Source organism: Methylophaga pinxianii, assembly GCF_020447225.1.
Lineage (GTDB): Bacteria > Pseudomonadota > Gammaproteobacteria > Nitrosococcales > Methylophagaceae > Methylophaga > Methylophaga pinxianii.
On sequence record NZ_JAJAEO010000168.1, the window covers coordinates 44,216 to 51,276 of the forward strand.

Sequence of the window (7,061 nt, forward strand, 5' to 3'; positions counted from 1 at the left end):
GCTGTATATAAATGCAGCAGAGTAAATCGTTTACTGCCAGAGCGTCTCCAAATGTTTGAAGTGCCATGTGGAGGGATCTTCCGGTCCCTCAATCGTTTCTTTGCAACCTGAAAGGGCAAGGTCGATAACTTGCATAGGGATCTGTTCTTTTGAACGCAGTGAAAAAAACACTTTAACTTTCGGTTTTATCAGCGAGGTCGTACCTGGCTCAATGACTGCCGCCAGACGTTGTGATGCTAAACGTACCAGAGAGCCAACAGGATAAATGCCGACTAATTTTACAAAGGCGTTAAATATTTGTTTATCAAAATGGCCTTCCCATTTAGACATTTCGCGAATCGTTCCTGCAGGATCCCAGGCTTTTTTGTAGGCGCGTTCAGAAGTAACAGCATCGTAAACATCACAAATTGCGGCCATACGCGACAATATCGAAATATCATCTCCCTTTAGTTGATTGGGGTAGCCGAAGCCATTTATTTTTTCGTGATGGTGCAGTGCAATATCCACCACTTCTGTCGGTGCTCCAGAGCGTTCTAATAATTTAGCCCCTGCCGCAGGATGCTTTTTCATAATGTTATATTCAGCGTCGGAGAGCTTTCCGGGTTTGTTTAACACTTCCAGAGGCATAAGCGCTTTCCCAAGATCGTGCATCAGCCCACCCATACCGGCGAGTTTAACCTGCTCTTCACTCAGATTAAGTTGTCGGGCAAGTGAAATCATCAGCGCGCTGACAGCGACTGAATGCATATATGTATAGTCATCATGGTTTTTTAATCTGGCTACACTGAGCATCGCTGCGGAATTTCTTTGCACTAAGAGATCAATTTCATTCACTAACGCTAATGTCGTTTGTGGATCAATCGCTTTTCCCAGTCTGGCATCTTTGTACATTGCCATCACTTGGGGCTTTGCATCCTTGAAAAGTTTACGGGCACGAATAATGTCGATTTCCATCAAGCTCCCGGCAGTGTTTTTTTTCTCTTCTTTTGGTGAGGAATTGATGGTCGTTTCGGATACTTTTTCAGGTAACGTTGATGTTGGTTCCGTCGGACGTGATTCTGTTACTAATGGTTCACCTTTTTCCTCATCAATCCATACTTCTTTGATACCGGCTTCGATGATCCGTTTAATGTCCTGTGGATCTTTTAAGAGAAAGCTGCTCCGTAAAAAGGGATGAGTTATCCATGAGCCGCCAAGTTTTTGGATAAACATACCTAGCCGGAGATCCTTTGAAGAAATGCATCTTGCCAATGTGATTGTCCTTAATGAGACATGATTTATTTTATCTATGCCGGATATTAGCTGACAGAATGTGAAATAAATGTATTTACATTATAAAAATTGTGGAATTATATTTAAAAGCAATGCAAGTCATTAAATTTTTTGGCAGAGTAGTAATAAAAACGCATAAATTGAGTGAATCATCTTGGTTAGAAACAGCCTCGTAATGATGGCATGAAAACTTCTTGCAATAATCATAAATGGATGGCGAAATGCACGACGATGAAGCGATGGAACCACAACAATCAGAACTGGAAGATTTATTAAATCAGGCAATTGCAGAGGGATTTGTAGAGGTTCCCGTTCTGCCAGAAATAGCAAATAAAGCCTTTATGCTGGCGAATGATAGGGAGTCTGATGCGAGTAAAATGGCCAAGTTGATTGAAACTGATCCGTCACTCGCCGGGCACGTGATGCGAATTGCCAACTCGGCGGCATATACGCCGATGGCGAATCTGAACTCGCTGCAACAGGCCATCGCTCGCCTGGGGATGACCACTATCAGTGAAATCGCTATTAGTGCCGTACTCAATGCGAAATTATTTAATATTCCTGGCTATGAAGACTATGCCGAAGCAGTTTGGCGCCAAGCATTGGCAACCTCATTGTGGGCTAAGGAAATCGCCAGCCATTGTAACGTAAATGTCGAAGTGGCTTTTCTGGCAGGATTGATTCATTCAATTGGCCGTCCTGCGGTTCTCCAGACGCTGATTGATATTGCCGGTCAGCAAACCTTGCCGTTAGATGACGTCATTGTTCATCAACTGGAGGAAAAATATTGGCTGGCTGTTTCGCAGATGATCGTTATTCGTTGGCGTATGCCGACTCTTGTCATTGAAACTATTCAGCATTTAGAAACACCTTCATCTGATAAGGCGGCTGGTCAATTGGCTGCAGTCGTAAATATGGCTAGATATGCTGCTGAGGCGATGCTGAATGATGAGTTGGCAGATGATTTTCCTCACTCATGCATCGAAATTATTGATTTTGAATCAGCTGATACCGAGAAGTTATTAACCAGGAAAGATCAGATCAGCGAACGACTGATACAGCTGACAGCCTAATCAGCGTTATTCAGATATTCGTTTTTCAATTTCACATAATTCTGGCAGGCATAATGAAAATAATTCAGTTCACCTTCAGTCAACGGGCGAACTTGTTTCACTGGTGAGCCGAGATAGAGATAACCGGATACGAGTTTTTTGCCGGGTGGCACCAATGAGCCAGCACCGATAACCACGTTATCTTCCACCACCACACCATCCAGAATGGTCGAAGACATACCGACCAACACCTGATTACCAATCGTGCAGCCATGCAACATCACCATATGACCGATCGTAACATCATTACCGATAATTAAAGGATGACCTTGCGGATTAAATTCACTGGCATGGGTTATATGTAAACACGAATTATCCTGAATGCTGGTGCGGGCACCAATGCGTATTTGATGCATATCGCCACGAATGGATACCAGCGGCCAGACTGAGCTGTCATCACCAATTTCAATATCGCCAATCAGTGAGGCAGTATCATCAATCCAGACCCGTTGACCAAATTTGGGACTGTTACCTCGAAACGCTTTGATGACCATCAGACTAACTCAGCAGTGTTATACCGCATAACACCAGTAATGCGACATTAGCCAACAGCCCAATCATGAAAAACCATGTTCTGGGACTGGGGTTTTGCTCTGTGGCAATTGCGTAATAAAGCGCCATGTGCAGGATTCGGGCAATGGCAAATATCCAGACGAATATACCTGTCCAAAAAGCATCCGCCCCAATCAATACGGCCATAAAAAAAGTGCCTAGCATAAGCGGCATGTTTTCCAATGAATTCATAAACGTACGATGCGCTCTGAATACAAAGGAATCATGGCTGAGATTTTCTGGAAGCTTGCCAGGTATGGCTCCTTCTTGTGAAGCCTTGGTTTTACTGGCGACAAACCACTGCACCAGTAAGGTAAGTAAAATGATAAACAGACCCAGAAACGACAGATAGTAAATTATTCCCATAGTCATTCTTAGCCTCGTAAGTTGGTTTTGATGTTATCGGCTTCAGATGGAATTATTTCCCCTGACAATCGCCGACCCGTTCCGCTTTATAAACTGTTTTCATGATCATCGGACCTATCGGTGTATTCATTTCACTGGTCATCTTACCTTCCAGGTTGGTGCCATGAAACGTAGCGTAACCTTTAAATACGGTCGTCATGCCTTCAACATTACAATTTGCGGCGAAATCTACTCTCTCCCGGGTGATATCCGTCTGCGTCACATCACAGCTCTTCGGAATATTCAGTACATCAATACCTTTATCCAGCTGTGATTGGGTTAAACACTCCTGATTATTACTGGTTTGAGGTGGGACATTCATTGGTCCTTCCATAGTCGAAGTACTTGTGTATGACCATAAACCGGGTTTTAAATTTGGGGTTTCTGCCAAAGCGGGCAAAGCCAGGACTGCAGTGGCACATAAAGTTGAAAAATAAATGAAATAACGCACAGTGGTGTTCCCCTAATGTTTTGCTATGTTGGTCGTCATAAGCTATGCCGATAGTAAAGAATCTTGCCTGTGTGAGAGGTAGAGCGCAATAGTCTTAACAGGATCCAGATACTTATTCGTCTATTTTGATCAGTAGAATAATGCAGCTAGAGTGAAAATTATGCGTTTTACTGAAAAGTGGTGCTGGTGTATTTTTTAATTATGTGTATAAGCTCTTTTATACTTTCGAATAAGTTGATTTTATTGAAAATAAGTCATCCAGCTTGATGATGACTAAAGCTAAAAACAAGCGCCGCTAAAATCGATTCGATTTTATTGCTCAGGATGTGTTCTCGCATGATTGCATGATGACCTAAATAAAACACAGAAAGGAGATAATTTGTATGTCTTCGAAATATGTTTTAACCGATTTTCAACATTTACGTGATGAAATGGTCCGCAAGCAATTAATTAATCGAAATATAAGTTCTGCAAAAGTACTTGAAGCGATGAGATCTGTACCCCGCGAGCAATTCTTACCACTGGAAATGCGGGAGTTTGCCTACGAGGATTCGCCTTTACCTATTGCTGAAGGCCAGACTATTTCCCAACCGTATATCGTTGCGCTCATGATAGACGCGCTTAATTTGCACGGTGGTGAACGGGTGCTGGAAATAGGCCTGGGCAGTGGCTATGCCTCGGCAGTCCTCGCTGAAATCGCCGATCAGGTTATCGCCATTGAGCGAATACCATCCTTGTCGGATCAGGCTAGAACAGTGCTTAGTAAGCTGGGTTATAACAATATTAAAATTATCAATGCGAACGGCACTATTGGCTATGCCGAAGCAGCTCCTTATGATGCGATCCTGGTTTCTGCTGGTGGGCCGGAAATCCCGACGACATTAAAAAAACAATTAAAAATTGGCGGTCGGCTGGTCATTCCGATTGGAAACCGTCTGTATCAGCGGTTATTGCGAGTGACACGTATTGATGAAAATCAGTTTGACGAAGAGCTGATTAGTCAGGTTCACTTTGTGCCGCTGATCGGCCGTGAAGGCTGGAGTGAAGATTCGAACACTTCCTCAACAAAGCAAAAATCCAGCAATAGTTTGCCTTTTGACACGGAACAGTCAGAAAATACTGTTCGTCATAAATCGCAAACAATTGAAGCCTTAATTGCTGAGGCAGCACAACCAATCGATGCAATTGAAACAGTGGATCTCAGTCCGCTACTCGAACGAATTGGTGAGTCTCGTCTGGTGTTATTAGGTGAAGCCACTCATGGGACATCTGAATTCTATCGGTTTCGTGCCCGCCTTACCCAACAGTTGATAGAACAAAAAGGCTTTAATATGGTGGCAGTCGAGGCCGATTGGCCAGATGCCGCCCGCATTGACCATTATGTTCGTGAACATACGACCCCTCCTTCAGAATGGCGGGCATTTGCCCGTTTTCCAACCTGGATGTGGCGTAATACGGATATGCAGGAGTTTGTCGAATGGCTGCGTCGGCATAATGCCATGCAGGCTAAACCAAATCTAAAAGTTGGCTTTTACGGGCTCGATCTGTACAGCATGTTTTCCTCAATTGATGAGGTGATTAGATATCTTGAAGCAGTGGATCCCGAGGCTGCAGAAATTGCTCGTGAACGCTATGGTTGTTTAACACCATGGCAATCGGATCCAGCTACTTATGGTCGGGCGGCCGCTTCGGGAGAATATGACAGGTGTGAAGATTCCGTCGTTGATATGCTGGTGAGCATAATGGAAAAACAGGCCGAGTATGTGGCAAGCGATGGGGAAAGCTTTCTGGATGCGATGCAAAATGCCCGATTGATAGCCAATGCGGAAGCATATTATCGAAGCGTATATAAAGAATATACCTCTTCCTGGAATATGCGTGACAGCCACATGTTCGACACCATCTGCTCCCTGTTGGATTTCAAACAGCAACATGATGGGAAGCCGGCAAAAATAGTGATCTGGGAACATAATTCCCATATTGGTGATGCCCGTGCTACCTCGATGTCGGCGAGGGGCGAGCATAATGTGGGGCAGTTATGCCGCAGTAAATTTGGAGACGATGCTTATCTGATCGGTTTTGGTACGCACGGAGGCACTGTGGCGGCTGCGGATAACTGGGGTGAATCAATGCAGATTAAAACCATTCGTCCATCAATGGAAGGCAGTTGGGAACGTGTATGTCATGACACCAACATTCCAGCCTTTATGCTCGGTCTGCGTAAACCTGAATCCAAGGAATTGAGAAAACACCTGCTTGAAGAGCGGCCAGAGCGGGCTATCGGGGTGATTTACCGCCCAGAAAGCGAATTAACCAGCCATTATTTTCAAGCACGTCTCAGAAAACAGTTTGACGAATATATCTGGTTTGACCAGACCAAGGCCGTTAAATCATTGGATTTTGAAGCGATGCAAGGCATGCCTGACACCTATCCTTTCGGGCTTTGAGATGACCGGAAAGCTGGTACCCAGATAGCTATCACGAAGGCATTATGTAGTTGAAGTTCAACGGGTCGAATCAATTAGTAAATCAATAACAAATCATCACACTGTCATGTTTAATATCGGTTTGTGTGACATTGCAACTTTCAGGAATATTCAGCACATCAACGCTTCTACAGTTTTTCCTGTGTCAGGTATTCTTGATTACTATTGGTTTGGGCAGGCATATTCATTGGACCTTCAACCGAAGCGTTGCTGGTGTATGTCCAAAGACCGGGTTGCAAATTAGGTGTTTCAGCCAAAGCAGAGGTGCTCACTAACAAAATACTGGTCAAAAGCAGCGATGAGTGAAAAAGAGTTGCATGGATAATTCCCTGGTGCCTGACCGGGCTATTCGTCAGTGAGATGAACCTTATCATCGAGTTCAACCGGCAACTAGAAGACGGAAAAATAGCGAGGAAGGCAAATAAACAATGAAAAGTGGTAAGCGATCTTGAATCAGCTAAAACTAAACGAAATTATCTGGCAGGTGGTGGCAATGATTCCTAAGGGGAAAGTGGCGACTTACGGACAAATTGCCCGAGTCTGTGGTTATCCCCGCCATGCCCGCTATGTTGGGACGATATTAAAGCAGCTTCCAGAAGAGTCTGAATTACCATGGCATCGAGTGATCAACGCCAAAGGTGAAATCGCTTTTCCATTGGGCAGTGTTGGCTATCAACGGCAAAAAAAGTTACTGCAAAAGGAGGGGATAGGGTTTGATGGCCAGAGAATCAAACTGGCCCGATATCGTTGGGAGCAATGCTAAATCCCGTTTACTGCTTTTTT

At 44.2% G+C, this 7,061-nt stretch carries 8 protein-coding genes; 3 read left to right on the forward strand and 5 right to left on the reverse strand.

Going from position 1 to position 7,061, the window contains the following annotated elements:
• Nucleotides 1–30: 30 nt before the first annotated feature.
• Nucleotides 31–1,212 (reverse strand): cyclic di-GMP phosphodiesterase, encoded by a 1,182-nt coding sequence (locus LGT40_RS07740; RefSeq protein WP_247363616.1) that lies wholly within the window; start codon nt 1,210–1,212, stop codon nt 31–33.
• 281 nt (nt 1,213–1,493) lie between these two features.
• Here LGT40_RS07740 and LGT40_RS07745 point away from each other — a divergent pair, with 281 nt between their 5' ends.
• Nucleotides 1,494–2,345, forward strand: a complete 852-nt coding sequence (locus tag LGT40_RS07745) for an HDOD domain-containing protein (RefSeq protein WP_226075021.1) — start codon at nt 1,494–1,496, stop codon at nt 2,343–2,345.
• On the opposite strand, the gene LGT40_RS07750 is transcribed toward LGT40_RS07745, so the two are convergent.
• Genes LGT40_RS07750 through LGT40_RS07760 form a run of 3 tightly spaced genes read right to left on the reverse strand, consistent with a single transcriptional unit; the run spans nt 2,342 to nt 3,792 of the window.
• Nucleotides 2,342–2,878 (reverse strand): gamma carbonic anhydrase family protein, encoded by a 537-nt coding sequence (locus LGT40_RS07750; protein ID WP_226075023.1) that lies wholly within the window; start codon nt 2,876–2,878, stop codon nt 2,342–2,344. The genes LGT40_RS07745 and LGT40_RS07750 overlap by 4 nt on opposite strands.
• 4 nt (nt 2,879–2,882) lie before the next feature.
• Nucleotides 2,883–3,302, reverse strand: coding sequence for an MAPEG family protein (locus LGT40_RS07755; RefSeq protein WP_226075026.1), 420 nt, complete (start codon nt 3,300–3,302; stop codon nt 2,883–2,885).
• A 52-nt stretch (nt 3,303–3,354) separates the two neighbouring features.
• Nucleotides 3,355–3,792: a DUF3617 domain-containing protein gene (locus LGT40_RS07760; protein WP_226075028.1), complete on the reverse strand. Its 438-nt coding sequence runs from the start codon at nt 3,790–3,792 to the stop codon at nt 3,355–3,357.
• A gap of 383 nt (nt 3,793–4,175) precedes the next feature.
• On the opposite strand from LGT40_RS07760, the gene LGT40_RS07765 reads away from it, so the two are divergent.
• A complete protein-coding gene (locus LGT40_RS07765; RefSeq protein WP_226075036.1) occupies nt 4,176–6,239 on the forward strand; it encodes a protein-L-isoaspartate(D-aspartate) O-methyltransferase in 2,064 nt (687 codons plus the stop codon).
• 167 nt (nt 6,240–6,406) lie between these two features.
• Here LGT40_RS07765 and LGT40_RS07770 read toward each other — a convergent pair whose 3' ends face one another.
• Nucleotides 6,407–6,550 carry a hypothetical protein gene (locus tag LGT40_RS07770; RefSeq protein ID WP_226343187.1) on the reverse strand — a complete coding sequence of 48 codons (144 nt, stop codon included), beginning with the start codon at nt 6,548–6,550 and terminating at the stop codon, nt 6,407–6,409.
• A 176-nt stretch (nt 6,551–6,726) separates the two neighbouring features.
• On the opposite strand from LGT40_RS07770, the gene LGT40_RS07775 reads away from it, so the two are divergent.
• Entirely contained in the window at nt 6,727–7,041 is a 315-nt protein-coding gene (locus LGT40_RS07775; protein ID WP_226075045.1) for an MGMT family protein, read from the forward strand.
• The last annotated feature ends 20 nt before the right edge of the window (nt 7,042–7,061 follow it).

What these genes read in the sequence shown, in the direction of transcription:
- LGT40_RS07750 (WP_226075023.1), bottom strand. Translation starts at nt 2,878, where the DNA reads ATGGTCATCAAAGCGTTTCGAGGTAACAGTCCCAAATTTGGTCAACGG.
- LGT40_RS07765 (WP_226075036.1), top strand. Translation starts at nt 4,176, where the DNA reads ATGTCTTCGAAATATGTTTTAACCGATTTTCAACATTTACGTGATGAA.
- LGT40_RS07740 (WP_247363616.1), bottom strand. Translation starts at nt 1,212, where the DNA reads ATGTTTATCCAAAAACTTGGCGGCTCATGGATAACTCATCCCTTTTTA.
- LGT40_RS07745 (WP_226075021.1), top strand. Translation starts at nt 1,494, where the DNA reads ATGCACGACGATGAAGCGATGGAACCACAACAATCAGAACTGGAAGAT.
- LGT40_RS07755 (WP_226075026.1), bottom strand. Translation starts at nt 3,302, where the DNA reads ATGGGAATAATTTACTATCTGTCGTTTCTGGGTCTGTTTATCATTTTA.